7 tRNA genes are annotated in these 666 nt (G+C 51.2%); all 7 read left to right on the forward strand.

Annotation, left to right across the window (positions count from 1 at the left end):
• The first annotated feature begins 11 nt into the window (after positions 1 to 11).
• The 7 genes from CHH75_RS15990 (at position 12) to CHH75_RS16020 (ending at position 661) form a co-directional block, all read left to right on the forward strand.
• Positions 12 to 87 (forward strand) — tRNA-Asn (locus tag CHH75_RS15990).
• A gap of 3 nt (positions 88 to 90) precedes the next feature.
• A tRNA-Thr gene (locus CHH75_RS15995) sits at positions 91 to 166 on the forward strand.
• A gap of 40 nt (positions 167 to 206) precedes the next feature.
• Positions 207 to 281, forward strand: a tRNA-Glu gene (locus CHH75_RS16000).
• 1 nt (position 282) lies between these two features.
• Positions 283 to 358 (forward strand) — tRNA-Val (locus CHH75_RS16005).
• A gap of 49 nt (positions 359 to 407) precedes the next feature.
• Positions 408 to 482, forward strand: a tRNA-Gln gene (locus CHH75_RS16010).
• A 5-nt stretch (positions 483 to 487) separates the two neighbouring features.
• Positions 488 to 563, forward strand: a tRNA-Lys gene (locus CHH75_RS16015).
• 14 nt (positions 564 to 577) lie between these two features.
• A tRNA-Leu gene (locus tag CHH75_RS16020) sits at positions 578 to 661 on the forward strand.
• The last annotated feature ends 5 nt before the right edge of the window (positions 662 to 666 follow it).

Here is a 666-nt window from a genome sequence, read left to right on the forward strand (position 1 = left end):
GGCGTACATATTCCCTGATAGCTCAGTTGGTAGAGCACTCGACTGTTAATCGAGTTGTCACAGGTTCGAGTCCTGTTCGGGGAGCCACTTGCTTCCATAGCTCAGTAGGTAGAGTGCATCCATGGTAAGGATGAGGTCACCGGTTCGATCCCGGTTGGAAGCTCCAGATTCACCTTTTATGAAGCATTACATAATGCTACGCTTGTGGCCCGTTGGTCAAGGGGTTAAGACACCTCCCTTTCACGGAGGTAACAGGGGTTCGAATCCCCTACGGGTCACCATGGAGGCTTAGCTCAGCTGGGAGAGCATCTGCCTTACAAGCAGAGGGTCGGGGGTTCGATCCCCTCAGCCTCCACCATTCATCTTTTTTACAGAATGGGACAACCTAAACGAAGAAGAAGTAATGTTGGGGATTAGCCAAGCGGTAAGGCAACGGACTTTGACTCCGTCATGCATAGGTTCGAATCCTATATCCCCAGCCATGTAAGAGCCATTAGCTCAGTTGGTAGAGCACCTGACTTTTAATCAGGGTGTCGAAGGTTCGAGTCCTTCATGGCTCACCAGGTTTTATCTTTGTGCGCGTGTGGCGGAATTGGCAGACGCACTAGACTTAGGATCTAGCGTCTTTGACGTGGGGGTTCAAGTCCCTCCACGCGCACCACTTAT

This window comes from Paenibacillus sp. 7541, from assembly GCF_002276395.1.
Classification (GTDB): Bacteria; Bacillota; Bacilli; order Paenibacillales; family Paenibacillaceae; genus Paenibacillus_AQ; species Paenibacillus_AQ campinasensis.